This is a genomic window from Leclercia sp. UBA7405, assembly GCF_037152215.1.
Taxonomy (GTDB): Bacteria; Pseudomonadota; Gammaproteobacteria; order Enterobacterales; family Enterobacteriaceae; genus Enterobacter; species Enterobacter pneumoniae.
Map to the genome: position 1 here is coordinate 1,699,680 of NZ_JBBCMR010000001.1, position 13,928 is coordinate 1,713,607.

General features: G+C 50.5%; 15 protein-coding genes and 2 pseudogenes. 9 read left to right on the forward strand and 8 right to left on the reverse strand.

The window, feature by feature from the left end; genetic code table 11:
* Nucleotides 1-2: 2 nt before the first annotated feature.
* Together yedE and yedF are read left to right on the forward strand one after the other, a co-directional pair.
* Nucleotides 3-1,214, forward strand: coding sequence for a selenium metabolism membrane protein YedE/FdhT (gene yedE, locus WFN75_RS08310; protein WP_336996008.1), 1,212 nt, complete (start codon nucleotides 3-5; stop codon nucleotides 1,212-1,214).
* Complete coding sequence (gene yedF / locus WFN75_RS08315; RefSeq protein WP_040075344.1) at nucleotides 1,211-1,444, forward strand: sulfurtransferase-like selenium metabolism protein YedF; 234 nt, start codon at nucleotides 1,211-1,213, stop codon at nucleotides 1,442-1,444. Before yedE ends, yedF begins: the two co-directional genes overlap by 4 nt.
* A 31-nt stretch (nucleotides 1,445-1,475) precedes the next feature.
* On the opposite strand, the gene ompW is transcribed toward yedF, so the two are convergent.
* Entirely contained in the window at nucleotides 1,476-2,108 is a 633-nt protein-coding gene (ompW, locus tag WFN75_RS08320; RefSeq protein WP_336996009.1) for an outer membrane protein OmpW, read from the reverse strand.
* 219 nt (nucleotides 2,109-2,327) lie between these two features.
* On the opposite strand from ompW, the pseudogene WFN75_RS08325 reads away from it, so the two are divergent.
* The 5 genes and pseudogenes from WFN75_RS08325 to yciA all read left to right on the forward strand — a co-directional run.
* Nucleotides 2,328-2,423 (forward strand): annotated as a pseudogene (locus WFN75_RS08325) (YkgJ family cysteine cluster protein); the annotation flags it as partial.
* Nucleotides 2,424-2,448: 25 nt separating this feature from the next.
* Nucleotides 2,449-3,192 (forward strand): YciC family protein, encoded by a 744-nt coding sequence (locus tag WFN75_RS08330; RefSeq protein ID WP_046885205.1) that lies wholly within the window; start codon nucleotides 2,449-2,451, stop codon nucleotides 3,190-3,192.
* A gap of 54 nt (nucleotides 3,193-3,246) precedes the next feature.
* A complete protein-coding gene (locus WFN75_RS08335; RefSeq protein WP_336996010.1) occupies nucleotides 3,247-3,786 on the forward strand; it encodes a septation protein A in 540 nt (179 codons plus the stop codon).
* 184 nt (nucleotides 3,787-3,970) lie between these two features.
* Nucleotides 3,971-6,157, forward strand: coding sequence for a TonB-dependent siderophore receptor (locus WFN75_RS08340; RefSeq protein WP_336996011.1), 2,187 nt, complete (start codon nucleotides 3,971-3,973; stop codon nucleotides 6,155-6,157).
* Nucleotides 6,158-6,257: 100 nt separating this feature from the next.
* Nucleotides 6,258-6,653: an acyl-CoA thioester hydrolase YciA gene (gene yciA / locus WFN75_RS08345; protein WP_040075340.1), complete on the forward strand. Its 396-nt coding sequence runs from the start codon at nucleotides 6,258-6,260 to the stop codon at nucleotides 6,651-6,653.
* 38 nt (nucleotides 6,654-6,691) lie between these two features.
* Here the strand turns inward: yciA and tonB are convergent, their stop codons facing one another.
* Nucleotides 6,692-7,417 (reverse strand): TonB system transport protein TonB, encoded by a 726-nt coding sequence (tonB, locus tag WFN75_RS08350; protein WP_040078476.1) that lies wholly within the window; start codon nucleotides 7,415-7,417, stop codon nucleotides 6,692-6,694.
* Between the two features lie 221 nt (nucleotides 7,418-7,638).
* Between tonB and WFN75_RS08355 the strand changes: the two genes are divergently transcribed.
* Both WFN75_RS08355 and WFN75_RS08360 read left to right on the forward strand, forming a co-directional pair.
* On the forward strand, nucleotides 7,639-7,935 hold the full coding sequence (locus tag WFN75_RS08355; RefSeq protein ID WP_040075339.1) for a YciI family protein: 297 nt from the start codon (nucleotides 7,639-7,641) through the stop codon (nucleotides 7,933-7,935).
* Between the two features lie 452 nt (nucleotides 7,936-8,387).
* A complete protein-coding gene (locus WFN75_RS08360) occupies nucleotides 8,388-9,701 on the forward strand; it encodes a hypothetical protein (RefSeq protein ID WP_336996012.1) in 1,314 nt (437 codons plus the stop codon).
* A gap of 85 nt (nucleotides 9,702-9,786) precedes the next feature.
* Here WFN75_RS08360 and WFN75_RS08365 read toward each other — a convergent pair whose 3' ends face one another.
* The 6 genes and pseudogenes from WFN75_RS08365 to WFN75_RS08390 form a co-directional block, all read right to left on the reverse strand.
* The gene (locus WFN75_RS08365) at nucleotides 9,787-10,008 is read right to left on the reverse strand and encodes a DNA-binding transcriptional regulator (RefSeq protein ID WP_336996013.1); all 222 of its coding nucleotides are present in this window, start codon (nucleotides 10,006-10,008) and stop codon (nucleotides 9,787-9,789) included.
* Nucleotides 10,009-10,082: 74 nt separating this feature from the next.
* The gene (locus WFN75_RS08370) at nucleotides 10,083-11,204 is read right to left on the reverse strand and encodes a phage late control D family protein (RefSeq protein ID WP_442913278.1); all 1,122 of its coding nucleotides are present in this window, start codon (nucleotides 11,202-11,204) and stop codon (nucleotides 10,083-10,085) included.
* Between the two features lie 40 nt (nucleotides 11,205-11,244).
* A pseudogene (locus WFN75_RS08375) lies at nucleotides 11,245-11,781 on the reverse strand (baseplate J/gp47 family protein); the annotation flags it as partial.
* A 5-nt stretch (nucleotides 11,782-11,786) separates the two neighbouring features.
* Nucleotides 11,787-12,137 (reverse strand): GPW/gp25 family protein, encoded by a 351-nt coding sequence (locus tag WFN75_RS08380; RefSeq protein WP_336996014.1) that lies wholly within the window; start codon nucleotides 12,135-12,137, stop codon nucleotides 11,787-11,789.
* Nucleotides 12,134-12,775 carry a phage baseplate assembly protein V gene (locus WFN75_RS08385; protein WP_336996243.1) on the reverse strand — a complete coding sequence of 214 codons (642 nt, stop codon included), beginning with the start codon at nucleotides 12,773-12,775 and terminating at the stop codon, nucleotides 12,134-12,136. Before WFN75_RS08385 ends, WFN75_RS08380 begins: the two co-directional genes overlap by 4 nt.
* Before the next feature lie 287 nt (nucleotides 12,776-13,062).
* Nucleotides 13,063-13,851: a hypothetical protein gene (locus tag WFN75_RS08390; RefSeq protein WP_336996015.1), complete on the reverse strand. Its 789-nt coding sequence runs from the start codon at nucleotides 13,849-13,851 to the stop codon at nucleotides 13,063-13,065.
* Nucleotides 13,852-13,928 lie beyond the last annotated feature (77 nt).

Consider the following 13,928-nt stretch of genomic DNA (forward strand, 5'->3'; position numbering starts at 1 on the left):
CCATGTCATGGCATGACTTCAAACAGGCTTATCTTATTAAGTTCTGGTCACCCGTCCCTGCGGTTATCGCAGCGGGCATTCTCTCAACCTATTATTTCGGCATCACCGGCACCTTCTGGGCCGTGACGGGTGAATTCACCCGCTGGGGCGGGCAGTTGCTCCAGCTGGCGGGGGTTCATACCGAAGAGTGGGGATATTTCAAACTGATCCATCTTGAGGGTTCGCCTCTGACCCGCATCGACGGCATGATGATTATCGGGATGTTCGGCGGCTGCTTTGCCGCCGCACTGTGGGCCAATAACGTGAAGCTGCGTATGCCGCAAAACCGGATTCGCATTGCGCAGGCCGTCGTCGGGGGAATTATTGCCGGTTTTGGGGCCCGTCTGGCGATGGGGTGTAACCTGGCGGCCTTTTTCACCGGCATTCCACAGTTTTCGCTGCACGCATGGTTCTTCGCCCTGGCCACCGCTGTCGGCTCGTACTTCGGCGCGCGCTTCACGCTATTACCGATGTTCCGTATCCCGATCAAAATTCAAAAAGTGAGCGCAGCCTCGCCCCTGACGCAGAAACCGGAGAAGGCTCGACGCCGCTTCCGCATGGGGATGCTGGTCTTCTTCGGCATGCTGGCCTGGGCGCTGTGCACGGCACTGAATCAACCCAAATTAGGGCTGGCGATGCTCTTCGGCGTTGGTTTTGGGCTGTTAATTGAACGCGCGCAAATCTGCTTTACCTCCGCCTTCCGTGACATGTGGATCACAGGACGAACCATGATGGCGAAAGCCATTATTGCCGGGATGGCAGTGAGCGCCATCGGCATCTTTAGCTACGTACAACTTGGCGTCGAACCAAAAATCATGTGGGCAGGCCCGAACGCCGTGATTGGCGGTTTGCTGTTTGGTTTTGGCATCGTGCTGGCCGGCGGCTGTGAAACCGGCTGGATGTATCGTGCCGTTGAAGGCCAGGTTCACTACTGGTGGGTGGGGCTGGGTAATGTTATCGGCTCAACGTTACTGGCCTACTACTGGGATGATCTCTCCCCTGCGCTCGCGACAAACTGGGATAAAGTCAATCTGCTGAATACCTTCGGTCCGCTGGGGGGATTACTGGCAACCTATGTGATGTTGCTGGCCGCCTTTTTACTGGTGCTGGCCCAGGAGAAACGCTTCTTTCGCCGCACGTCCCGCCAAACAGCAACCTGTAAGGAGACCGCATGAAACAGTTCATTCCTGATTATCGTCTGGACATGGTGGGTGAGCCCTGTCCGTATCCCGCCGTGGCCACGCTGGAGGCCATGCCGCAGCTGAAGAAAGGCGAGATCCTGGAGGTAGTGAGCGACTGTCCGCAGTCGATCAATAATATTCCGCTGGACGCTAAAAACCATGGCTATACCGTGCTGGATATTCAGCAGGACGGGCCGACCATTCGCTATTTAATACAGAAGTAAAGTGAGGGTGGCCTTGCGCCACCCTTTTCTCTTAGAAGCGATAACCCGCTGAGAACATAAACACCCACGGATCCAGACGGGTACTGATATTTTGTTGCTCGCCGCCCGCCTTGAATTTCACCTCAGTGTCGATATCCATGTACCAGACGGACATGTTGATCAGCCAGTCGCGGTTGATGAGGTAATCCACCCCCGCCTGTCCCGCCATACCCCAGGAGTCTTTCAGGCTCAGATCCGACAGACCGGCCTCTTTCCCTTTGTCATTAAACTTTTCGTCAAAGAAGGTGGTGTAGTTCACCCCGGCGCCGATATACGGGCGAACCTTGCTACCTGCGTCGCCAAAATACCACTGGGCCATCAGTGTTGGCGGAAGATGGTGAACCGTGGCGATATCGCCCGTTGCCCCAAGCCCCACTTTATGACGGAACGGGGTGGCGGCCAGAAGCTCAACACCGACATTATCGGTGGCCATCCAGGTTAAGGTCATACCCAGTTGCGTATTGTTATTGACGTTGAAGCCGCCCATTCCCAGCACGTTGTCAGAGCCTTCCGTTGGGCGAACCGTGGCGGAGCCCGCCCGGAAGAAGAATTCTCCTGCCTCATGGGCATAAGCGCCGCCTGACAGACTGCCTAAGATAAGTGCTGCAACCACTGCCTTTTTCATATCCACTCCCTCGTTATGGTTTTAACTGCGAGGGGGAATATACCTACAAATAATTACGAAGTGATCTTACTCAGATCACATTCATTTCAGTAATTTAACATTCATTGATCTACGTTAATTTTTCCTGTGGTTCGTTAAAAAGAGTATTGGTAAGCAGATCAATTTTGCCGATAGATGCCAAATTCAAAAATGTGCGCGTCTCGAGGGGTAAAAACCTGTCATGGATTACTGATGCTTTACAAAGATATGCTTTTCCATACAAGCCTTGATGCTGCCACCGCAGAGTTATCCAGGGTACAATTGCCCGCTAATTAATACCTGCAATACTCAAGGAGAGTGCATGTCTATCACGGCGAAGTCTGTCTACCGTGACACGGGGAATTTTTTCCGCAATCAGTTCATTACTTTTTTACTGATTGCCTTGTTATGCGCATTTATCACGGTGGTACTGGGTCATGCTTTTTCGCCGAGTGAGGAGCAGATTGCCAGCCTGAGTCAGGGTGACAATCTGGCCGGTAGCGTTGGGTTGTTTGAGCTTGTACAGAATATGACGCCCGAGCAGCAGCAGATTTTACTGCGCGCGTCGGCGGCCTCTACCTTCTCTGGTCTGATTGGCAATGCCATTATGGCGGGTGGCGTGCTGCTGATGATTCAGTTGGTCACTGCCGGTCAGCGGGTGAGTGCTCTGCGCGCTATCGGGGCCAGTGCTCCGGTGTTGCCAAAACTCTTTATCCTCATCTTCTTAACGACCCTGCTGGTGCAAATGGGTATTATGCTGGTCGTGGTGCCTGGCGTGCTGCTGGCCATTGTTCTGGCCTTTGCGCCGGTCATGGTGGTACAGGATAAGATGGGCATCTTTGTCGCCATGCGCAGCAGTGTGCGTCTGGCCTGGGCGAATATGCGTCTGGTGGCGCCCGCCGTGATCGGCTGGCTGCTGGCTAAAACCGCCCTTCTGCTGTTTGCCCCCAATTTTGCTGTATTAACACCTAATGTGGGCGCCGTTGTTGCCAACACGCTGAGCAACCTGATCTCCGCGATTTTGCTGGTATACCTGTTCCGTCTGTACACGCTGATTCGCCAGTAACCTCCCTGACGGCCTGGGTCATGCTCAGGCTGTCGCAGATAATGGAATCGAAGAATGAAGCAGTTTCTTGATTTTTTACCGCTGATTGTCTTTTTTGCGTTCTATAAGCTCTACGACATCTATGCCGCTACCACGGCGTTGATTGTTGCTACCGCTGTTGTGCTTATCTACAGTTGGGTGCGCTATCGCAAAGTAGAGAAGATGGCACTCATCACTTTCATCCTGGTCGCCGTGTTTGGTGGTCTGACGGTCTTCTTCCATAACGACGAGTTTATTAAATGGAAGGTGACGGTCATTTACGGTCTGTTCGCTGGCGCACTGCTGGTTAGCCAGTTGGTCATGAAGAAGCCGCTGATCCAGCGCATGCTGGGTAAAGAACTGGCGCTGCCGCAGGAGGTCTGGTCACGCCTGAATATCGCCTGGGCGGTGTTCTTTATTCTTTGTGGGCTGGCGAACATCTATATCGCTTTCTGGCTGCCGCAAAATATCTGGGTGAACTTTAAAGTCTTTGGTCTTACCGCGCTGACGCTGATTTTTACGCTGTTGAGCGGTGTCTATATTTATCGCCATATGCCGCAAGACGACAAACAGTAATTTCTGTACCGGGCTGCCCACCAGCCCGGCCTTCCCCCCTGTCACAAATCTCCTTGATACTCCCTGGTTCAGTTCAAAAATGGCTGAATCTTGAGGAAATTATGAAGATTGCCCTCACGACTTGTAATGAGAATGATTGTCATTATTATTCTTCATCGCATTTTTAACAAATGGACATGTGTTGATGAAGATAAAAACAATTCCCGTCTTTGCCCCTCTGGCATTAGCCATAACCGCAGCATTAAGTCACTACGCTCAGGCAGCCGACGACATCATTAACGATGGTGAAACTCTGGTCGTGCAGGCGACTGCAGAAGAAGCGCTTAAGCAGCAACCAGGCGTATCAATCATTACTGCAGACGATATAGCCAAAGAGCCACCGGTAAACGATCTCTCTGAAATTATCCGTAAGATGCCCGGCGTTAATCTAACCGGTAACAGTGCCAGCGGCAGTCGTGGTAACAACCGCCAGATCGATATTCGCGGGATGGGCCCGGAAAATACCCTGATCCTGATTGATGGCGTCCCTGTCACCTCCCGCAACGCGGTACGCTATAGCTGGCGCGGTGAGCGCGATACCCGTGGCGATACTAACTGGGTGCCCGCAGAAATGGTGGAACGCATCGAGGTGCTGCGTGGCCCTGCTGCGGCGCGGTATGGTTCTGGTGCCGCAGGGGGGGTGGTTAACATCATCACTAAACGACCCACTAACGACTGGCACGGCTCGCTGTCTCTCTTCACTAACCAGCCCGAAAACGACAAAGAAGGGGCGACAAAAAGGGCCAACTTCAATCTTAGCGGCCCACTGGCGGGCGATGCCCTGACCATGCGCCTGTATGGCAACATCAACAAGACCGATGCTGACGCCGCGGACATCAATACCGCGCAGAATGGCTCTTACGCCGCGGGGCGTGAAGGGGTGCGAAACAAAGACATTAATGCCCTGCTCTCGTGGAAAGTTACCCCACAGCAGATCATCGATTTTGATTACAGCTACAGCCGCCAGGGGAATATTTACGCTGGCGATACGCAGTACAGCAACAGTAATGTCAGTCCCGGCGGGCTGGTTGATTCGCTCTATGGCGATGAAACCAACCGGATGTATCGGCAAAGCTGGGGATTAACCCATAACGGCATCTGGGACTGGGGCCAGTCGAAGCTCGCGTTGAATTATGAAAAAACCAATAATACCCGTCTGGGAGAAGGTTCCACCGGCAAAGTTGAGGGGATGATCAACAGCGATGAGTACAACACCAGCCGTCTGGAGTCTTACCGCGCGAGCGGCGAGCTGAACGTGCCACTGTACTGGCTGGTAGACCAGACCCTGACGCTGGGTGCGGAGTGGAACCGTGATGAGCTGAATGATCCGGCCTCCATGCAGGCCACCAACAATGCGGGCGTGGTGATTGGCGGCGTTACAGGTGATGCCTCAGGCCGCAGCAGTAAAAACAGTGCGGACCTTACAGGACTCTACCTTGAAGACAACATCGAAGCCCGTCCTGGCACCAACCTGATCCCCGGCTTGCGTTTCGATTACCACAACGAGTTTGGCAGCAACTGGAGCCCAAGCCTGAACATGCAGCAGGAGCTGGGCGACATGTTAAAACTGAAAGCAGGTATTGCGAGGGTCTTCAAAGCGCCGAACCTGTATCAGTCCAGCGAGGGGTATCTGCTCTCAACGCGCGGTAATGGTTGCCCGGTGAACGTCACTTCCGGCAGCTGCTACCTGCTGGGTAACCCTGACCTGGACCCGGAGATCAGCATCAATAAAGAGATGGGTCTCGAGTTTAACCACAACGGCTATGATGTCGGGATAACCTGGTTCCGAAATGACTATAAAAATAAAATCGTATCGGGAACTGAGGTGTTGGGTCATGCCTCGAACGGCAATAACATTCTTCAATGGCAAAACGGCGGCAAGGCGGTAGTTGAAGGGGTGGAGGGCAACTTGCTGGTGCCGCTCATCGCCGATACGCTGAGCTGGCGTACCAATGCAACCTATATGATTAAATCTGAGGATAAAAAGACCGGCAACCCGCTGTCGATTATCCCGAAATATACATTCAACTCCATGATCGACTGGCAGGTGAACAGTAAGCTAACGGCTAACGTGAGCTGGACCCAGTATGGGCGCCAGAAACCGCGCGACAATGCGGAGATCCGCAACGAAGCGAATGCCATGTCGAATAAAGAGATCGGTGCTTATTCTATTGTTGGCATTAGCGGTAATTATCAGCTGACGAAAAACCTGCGCCTGAATGCAGGAATCAATAATCTCTTCGATAAGCAGATTTACCGTGAGAACGACGGCGCCTCTACCTACAACGAACCAGGACGCGCTTATTTTGCAGGCGTGACCATGTCCTTCTAACTTTTGAGCGCCCGCATCGCGGGCGTTTTCTTCTATTCTCCTCTGCCGGAAATCATAGTAGCATCCCGCCTGAAGTCCTCCGTAATGAGTAGAGTACATAATGACAACAACGAACGCCCCACAAGGCGAACTGGTTTTACGCACACTTGCCATGCCCGCAGATACCAATGCGAATGGCGATATTTTTGGCGGCTGGCTGATGTCGCAGATGGATATGGGTGGCGCAATTCTCGCGAAAGAGATTGCCCATGGCCGCGTGGTGACGGTCAGAGTCGACGGCATGACCTTTTTGCGCCCGGTTGCCGTCGGTGACGTGGTGTGCTGTTACGCGCGCTGCGTGAAGCGGGGTAATACCTCAGTATCGATCAATATTGAAGTGTGGGTGAAGAAAGTCTCTTCCGAGCCGATTGGTCAGCGTTATAAAGCGACCGAGGCGCTATTTATTTATGTGGCCGTAGACAACGACGGGAAACCGCGTCCTTTACCCAAGATCTAACGAACAGACAAAAAAAAGCCTCCTTACGGAGGCTTTTTTTATTCCATCGTCGCACCGCCGTTCAGGCGGAAGACAATATTGACAATTAAACCGCTGCCCGGTTTGCCCGCTTCGTAACGCCATTTGCGCATCGCGTTTTTCACTTCGCGCTCGAACATATTTGATGGCTGGGCGGAAAGCACCTGCACATTTTCAACGCGCCCGTCAGGCGTAACGTCGAATTTCACGCGAACGCGGCCTTCAATACGCAACGCCTGTGCGCGTGCCGGATATTGCGGCTGATTACGGCTCAAAGCGCGCGGCCCTGAAGGCGCAGTCACTACCGGCTTCGCGGTGCTCGGCGTGTTACTGACTAACGGACGCGATGGGGCCGTATTCTGCAACGGTGCGGTACGTGGCTCAACCGGACGTTCTTCACGTTTCGGACGCTCTTCGACCTTCTTCACCGGTTTCGGCTTTGGCTTCGGCTTGGGTTTAGGCTTCGGCTCGGGTTTATGGATCACCACCGGTGCTTCTTTAGGTGGCTCCGGAATGGGTTCAGGTTCGGGTTCTGGCTCAACAACAGGTTCCGGTGGCGGGGGCGCAACCTGGACAGGCTCCAGCTCTGCAGGCGTAACCATGGTCACGGAAATAGGCTGCGCAGGCGCTGGCATTTCAATAACCTGATGTACCGATGTGTATAGCAGACCCGCCACGACGGCTCCATGAATACCGACTGACAGCAATGTCGGCCAGGGAAAGCGGCGAGGTAAATCAAGGGTCATTGAAGTCATAATCGTTTCAGTTAAAAAACCAGACCTCGATTTTAAATGCAAATAGCAATCATATTCAATAAGCCAGTTCATCTTCAGGCGATTTAAGCCCACTGACGCTGAAAAAAGGCACGCGTTTGTTACGGTTTTAACATTGTCTATATCTTTACATTGCAGTCATATGACGTTTCACTTAACGTAATTAACTCTTTTATCGCTTCAGGAGCTCCACCGTGCTTTACGTGATTTACGCTGAAGATATTGCCGATTCCCTGGAAAAACGTCTTTCCGTCCGCCCTGCCCATCTGGCCCGTTTGCAACTGCTGCACGATGAGGGCAGATTGCTGACTGCGGGTCCACTGCCGGCTGTTGATAGTAACGATCCGGGCGCCGCAGGATTTACGGGTTCAACGGTCATTGCGGAATTCGAGTCGCTGGAGGCCGCCAAAGCCTGGGCGGAGGCGGATCCCTACGTTGCGGCGGGAGTGTATCAAAAGGTCGCGGTAACGCCTTACAAGAAAGTCTTCTAAAAGTAGTCAAGGCTCCCGAGGGAGCTTTTTAAAACATTGCAACACAATGAAATAAAAGGATTTATTTCAGGTCACGTCCACATACTGACCACATTGATACACAAAGCCCCGCTATGCGGGGCTTTGTGTATTGATCTGTAGGTGAAATGGGTAATAATCTGCTCCAATATGGTCGATTCTAAGCCGAAAAGCACGAAGCTTTAGCCAAGATGATGAATTGATAAGAACTGAAATTCACTATATCTTTAATGTCTATCTATCCGTTACGTAAGCGCAGAGAGCAGAATTTCAATCGCATATTGTTATTTATAATCGGCTTTGTTTAACATGATGATAATGTTTTCAAAGAAAGCTATCATCGATTCAATACAATGGGGCTGCCTCTTGTGCAAAAATTAACTATAAATTAGATAACTAACCATCAACATTAAACCACCTTATTTGGATAAAACATGAAATTTTTAGATGACATTATTTCTTCAATAGCTGGAAACGCTAAAACAAGGATAAATGATCCTTTCATTGGAACTTTTTTTTGTACTTGGATTGCTTGCAACTGGAATCACTTAGCCTTGCTTTTCTGGGGTGAAGGAAAAATTGCTGACCGCATAAATGCATTTTACAACTACTTATATGAAACTACTTTTTTTGAATTAAATTACATTTTTTTCATTCCATTTCTCATTACCTTATTTTACCTATTACTATTCCCTTGGGGGGCTTTAGCTATTAACTTTATCCAGCGCTGGGCTAGTGAAAAACTACATGGGCAAGCTGTCGATATCGAATTAACTAAAATAAGCCAACAAAAAGAGCTCAACAAAGAAAAACTTTTATCAGATCCTAATAAACAGTTCCTTGAACAACTGGTTCAACAGGATATTAATAAGAGAAATGAAATTCTAGAACACCTACGACAAAGAGGGTCACGCTTAGCTGCTAAGGCACTTGAGGCTAACGATAGAGCAAAAGAACAATCGTTAAAAACTCAAGAAGCGGAGAATAATGAAAAAGCATCAGCATTAGACTTAGAGAAAAAAACTAAGCAGGCAGAATTAGATAAGATTAGATTTGAAAGTAGCACTGCAAAGGCTAGGGCAGCCTTAGCTTCTCACCGTTTTCCTTCGGCATATTTTCTCATGTTAAAAATTGAAGAGAGTTTAAAAGAAGACGGTATAAAAATCTCACTAGAGTCATTAAGCAATATTGTCTCTGCCTTGTTTGGATATGAAAACTTCGAAGAATTACTGTCAGATAAAAACTTTAACAATGAGGTATTAGACAAGATTGAATTTGTCTATTATGACGATGAATTAGCAAAGCGCCTTGAGGATATTGTTTTAGATGAAGACTCAGATAATGATGATTTATCTGCAGACATGATTTTTAATCATCTCGAAATTATCTTCGACGATCTACCTTATTCATTAATATCTGCTGATGAGCTTGCTGAAAAATGTAAAGAAACCTTCGAGAATAATCGTTACGATGTATTTCAAACTGAGGGACTTTCAGGTCCAATAGCAGAATCAGATACTATTTTTGATGAAATTGATGATATTAATATTGAGCAGTTTGAATTTGATAATGGTTTTTATACAGATCTCTCTGCGAATGCTAGTGGTTACCATTACAAAGAAGACGGTGTTTCAGGACGAAGCATGTCAGTTTTGGTCCAGATGAAGAGTAATGTTCTAGTTGGAAAATTCGGCCTAGGTGCTATTGAGGAAGGGGATATTTCAGGCTCTTTAAATGATTATGACTAGTTTTTCTAGCTTTATTTTTTAGTGCTAAGTCGAGGGTTCCACATACATTTTGTAAGCCCCCGCATCTGTGGGGCTTTCTCGTTAATCACAGCCAGTGCATCTTTTGCTGGCCTGATGTTGTAGGGTGCGCAGGCGCTGGCACTACCTCACCCGGCGAAACGATAAACCGTTCGACCGTTTCAGTCGTGACAAAGGTGCAGCTGCAGTTGATGTTAGTGCGCTGATGGTAACGCTCTTTCGTCATGTCAGAAAAATAGCGGCTTGTGCGAGCATGTGCGGCGTAATGGCATTTAGGGCAATGAAACATGGCGAGCACCTTATTTTAATTTCCAATGCGCTAATTTTAACCATTAAAACCTATAATAACAAACACTTAAAATGTTACTCTTGATTTATTTCTTCGCTTTCGTACTCCACATCCGAAACCTTAACCTCAAGCTCTAAGCCCGTCGTGTAGCCGTTTCCGTTGAGGTTGTGCACCACCCGACTGATTAGCCATGCCTGCTCGTCTATAACGCGCTTAAAGCCTTTCACGGTAACCGGCGTTTCAGGAAATAAATCTGCGCGCCCGGTGGCAAGCGTAATAGAAAACTCGGCCACGCCGCGCTGTATTTTATCCCGCTTCGCCTGAGCCGCTCGCGTGGCCTGCGCCTTTGTCGCATAGATGGTCGTCAGCTCTAACATGTTATCAGACTCACCGGCCATGTACTTTCCCTCGCGAGCTTCCTGTTCTTTCTTCGCTTTGGCTTTGGCCGTGGTTTTGACGGCTTTTGGGTGCTGCAGCGCGCGCAGGTGATGCTCTTTGGGTTTGCGCTTAAGCTTCACCTTCTGTTTTTGCGGCTTCGGGTCTCTGGTGTGCAGCCATTTTGCCGTAACGCCGGTGTACGCTTCGCGGTCGGCGATAGCGAATGAATGTCGATCGCCGTCGCCGCGTTCAACCGTCATTTGCGGGATGGGTTTGCCACTGGCCGTGACGCCGCTCCCGGCTTTCAGGAAAAGCAGCTTACCGGCTTTTATCGAGACCGTTGCGCCGTTACGTTCAGCCAGGCGGGATAAAAATACCGCGTCCGATTCCTGGGTCTGGTCAGCGTGCGGCACCGCGATCGCTTTCAGTGTGTCGGCAACGCTGGCCGTCAGCTTGTTGCGCTGGGCGATGGTTTCCACAATCACGCCGAGCGTGGTGTCGTGCCATGACTGCTCCCGGCGTGAGTTGAGCGAGCCGCGAAAATCAGCACTGCGCCCCCGGATGGTCAGCGTATCCGGTGCGCCCCGGTGCTCGATTTCATCGACGGTAAAACTTCCCTTATTCAGCAGCGCCGAGCCCTGCCAGCCGAGCCAGAGCGTCAGGGATGCACCACGCAGCGGAAGCTCGACCAGACCGTCGGAGTCGTCGAGCTCGATATCGAGCTGGTCGGCCTCGAATCCGCGGTTATCCGTCATGGCCAGGCCGATAAGCCGGTCGCTGAAATTCTGCGTGATGTCGTTGCCATCCAGCTTGAGCATAAACGCCGGTGCAATTTGCGACCCGGCCTCAATCTTAATACCCGATACCCTCACGAGATAATACCGACACGGTGACGCAGGCAGGCTCCGGGCTGATCACGGAAATATCCGCGACCCGTCCGTCGGCGCTGCGGCCATGAAACTGATACGCACCGGTAGACCCGGCTGTCGTCAGCCCCTCCGGTGCCTGCTGAATGCGAAGACGATAATCGGTATCGGACTCCATCACGGCAGGCGTCGGCGGCAGCGTGGTTTCATCTGCAGGCGTGATGACTAAGCGCTCAACGCCGGAATTAGCGCCTAACTGGTCAAGGTCAGCGCCTGCGGAATAGGCCAGCATGACCGCACGCGCCGCCTCGTTAACACGCTGACGCCAGATAACCTCCCGATAGGCGTTCTCCTGCAGCAGCTTCACGAGCGGCTCAGACTCAAGCGTCAGTGTGCGCGCGATCGCCTCCTGCTGGTCTTCGGGATACAGCGAGACAAGCGTCGCCTTGCGCTCTTCAAGGATGGTTTCATAATCCAGCTCTTCCACGACATCGGGCGCGGCAAGCTGACTCAGGTCAACAATTGGCATGGCGTTTAACTCAGTGGGATGGTTAGGGAAAAGGGCTGGCCGGACGTCGCACGCGTGCCGGTAATATCGACATACAGCCCGCCGTCATTCTCTGCGCGCTCAAAGGTAATGGACGTCAGGCTGATGCGCGGCTCCCACTTCTGGATCGCGGGATAGCACACGGCCATAATCTGCAGACGCAGCGCCGGGTTTTGCGGCAGGTCAATCAGAGCTGAAAGCAGCGAGCCATATTCGCGACGCATTACCCGCGAGCCGATGGGTGTGACGAGGATGTCGCGCACGCTCTGCCTGATGTGCTCAGCCTCAGAGATACTGAGGCCGGTCTGGTTATTCATGCCGAGATAGCGAACCGTCATTTTGTCCCCTTAGTCCGTTCATCGCCGCCCTTCACGCCGCCGTGGTCGTGGTCATCCTTCTGCACCCCATTGGAGGTGAATTTGCCGCCGGTGTGGGTGATATCCCCCTTCATCGTTCCGCCTTTCTGCACTTCGAGTGAGCCGGTGATGAGCTTGTTGGTGCAGACCACTTCCGGCGTAACGAGCGTGATGCGGGTCTCGGCTTTCACAATCACCACCGGCGCGCTCGCCGTTATGAAGTTCAACGCGGTAACGTTGACGGTTTTGATACCGGAAACGATAAGCGCCTCGCTTTCGGATTCGTACTCGATGACCGCCCCATCGGGAAAGGCGATATGAAACGTATCGGGCGAGGCAGACGGCGCGGGGTTGTCGTCAGAGAAAATACCGCGCAACACAAATGCGGTGTCGAGCTCGCCGCCGATCGCAAGCAAAAGCACCTGCTCGCCCACCGAGGGAGCCCACCACGACCGCGAACGACTGGTGCGCGCCGTCAGCCAGTTGAGCCACGTCGTCTGGATTCCCCCGGTCTGGACACGACAGAGCCACCCGACGGGGTCGACGTCGGTCACAATGCCGGTGCGAATGAGGTTGCGGATCGCGCGTACGATTTCCTGCAGAGAATTTAAATTATTCATGGGGGAAAGGATGCCGCCGGGCAGCGTCAGCGGCAATCGAGGCTAGTTTTATGAGGGATGAAACAACATATGGTATTTTGAGCAATACTAACCTGACACAAGTGAGTCATGCCAGCCACATAAATAATCACTCTCTTCATAAATAGAAAGATAACGCATTGGAATATTTTAACGACTTAATAAAATTACACAGTTAAATCTAAAAGCCACGCATTTAATATTCCATCCATCCCCAGCAACAAGGCGCCTTCAGAATAGTAAATAATCACAAGCCAATGGTGATAGAATCAATCCACCAAACCAGCCTGCCTCCGCTCCCTCAATACTTTCGCAGCCTCATCTAATAAGAGCATATTTTGCACTTCGCTTAACCCCCGACCTTCTTTCAAATTATTTCTAATCGTGGACATCTCAATATCACTTGCCGAATAGAGACTTTCAACCTCACCCCGTAATTTCTGAATGGAACTGCCATCATTAAGCGTGAAAAATCTTTCCATCACAGACAATGACTCTATAATTAAATCCTGAACCTTATTACTTTCTTTTTTTAACAAAGCGATTGAGTTTTTCAAATTATCTAACTCAATTAACATGGATTGCTTGGAGGTTTCAAGCTCTTCTGTTACCAACGCTTCCCGTTTGCCACGTTCAATTTCCGCTTTAATATCGGCATCAATTTTCGCGTTTTCAGCCTCAACTGCTCTATCGGATTGAACTTTGAGTTTAGATAATTTCTTAGAATCTTCATAATCTGCTGATTTACTTAAGAATACATTATCTCTATGTTTATCCTCTGCCCATTTATGAGCTTTAGACAGCAGCCACTGAGCATAAGGAGTTACAATTGCCAAACATCCTCCAGAAACTACAGGAGCAACCATGAAATGAAGATAAAAGTATTGCTGGGATAAAATATAATCAATCCTGAACTTTACAGGTGCATCGCTCATAAACAGTATTGCTAGGTTTGGCCAGTTAAACCAGAACCACGCCAATATTATAAAACCCCACAAAGGATTTTTAATTCTTTCTTCTAACACGTGCTTTACAGACTCTACTACGCCGCCACTCATTTTCAGCTCCTGTAATTGTTTATTCCGTATCATAATCTGTAAAATCTTTTTTAGGAACCATCTTTATTAATGATTTA

Coding starts and splice junctions, on each gene's coding strand:
- yedE (WP_336996008.1), top strand. CDS start 3: ATGTCATGGCATGACTTCAAACAGGCTTATCTTATTAAGTTCTGGTCA.
- yedF (WP_040075344.1), top strand. CDS start 1,211: ATGAAACAGTTCATTCCTGATTATCGTCTGGACATGGTGGGTGAGCCC.
- ompW (WP_336996009.1), bottom strand. CDS start 2,108: ATGAAAAAGGCAGTGGTTGCAGCACTTATCTTAGGCAGTCTGTCAGGC.
- WFN75_RS08330 (WP_046885205.1), top strand. CDS start 2,449: ATGTCTATCACGGCGAAGTCTGTCTACCGTGACACGGGGAATTTTTTC.
- WFN75_RS08335 (WP_336996010.1), top strand. CDS start 3,247: ATGAAGCAGTTTCTTGATTTTTTACCGCTGATTGTCTTTTTTGCGTTC.
- WFN75_RS08340 (WP_336996011.1), top strand. CDS start 3,971: ATGAAGATAAAAACAATTCCCGTCTTTGCCCCTCTGGCATTAGCCATA.
- yciA (WP_040075340.1), top strand. CDS start 6,258: ATGACAACAACGAACGCCCCACAAGGCGAACTGGTTTTACGCACACTT.
- tonB (WP_040078476.1), bottom strand. CDS start 7,417: ATGACCCTTGATTTACCTCGCCGCTTTCCCTGGCCGACATTGCTGTCA.
- WFN75_RS08360 (WP_336996012.1), top strand. CDS start 8,388: ATGAAATTTTTAGATGACATTATTTCTTCAATAGCTGGAAACGCTAAA.
- WFN75_RS08365 (WP_336996013.1), bottom strand. CDS start 10,008: ATGTTTCATTGCCCTAAATGCCATTACGCCGCACATGCTCGCACAAGC.
- WFN75_RS08370 (WP_442913278.1), bottom strand. CDS start 11,204: ATGCTCAAGCTGGATGGCAACGACATCACGCAGAATTTCAGCGACCGG.
- WFN75_RS08380 (WP_336996014.1), bottom strand. CDS start 12,137: ATGACGGTTCGCTATCTCGGCATGAATAACCAGACCGGCCTCAGTATC.
- WFN75_RS08385 (WP_336996243.1), bottom strand. CDS start 12,775: ATGAATAATTTAAATTCTCTGCAGGAAATCGTACGCGCGATCCGCAAC.
- WFN75_RS08390 (WP_336996015.1), bottom strand. CDS start 13,851: ATGAGTGGCGGCGTAGTAGAGTCTGTAAAGCACGTGTTAGAAGAAAGA.